Source organism: Sphingomonas sp. AC449 (assembly GCF_979253475.1).
In genome coordinates, this window is the sequence record NZ_CEEDCZ010000106.1 from 1 (window position 1) to 234 (window position 234).

Sequence of the window (234 nt, forward strand, 5' to 3'; positions counted from 1 at the left end):
TCCCGCCGGCAAAGGCCACTAGCAGCGCGAGCGCGGTCGCGATCCAGTCGACCCGCGACTGCGCGGCCGCATAGACCGGCGACAGCACGCGGGCGAGTTCGTGGAACGCGCCGACGCTGCGCCCTTCGGCGAGGCTGCGCGCCTCCGACAGGATCGACGCGCGGTCGTAGCCGGGTGGCGGCAGCTGCACCGCGGCGGGGCTGGCACGCCCGGTGGCGGTGACGAGCGCGGGCG

At 76.5% G+C, this 234-nt stretch carries 1 pseudogene; it reads right to left on the reverse strand.

Annotated features, from left to right (window positions below):
* A pseudogene (locus AC0CH3_RS18005) lies at positions 1-234 on the reverse strand (phosphate ABC transporter permease subunit PstC); the annotation flags it as partial.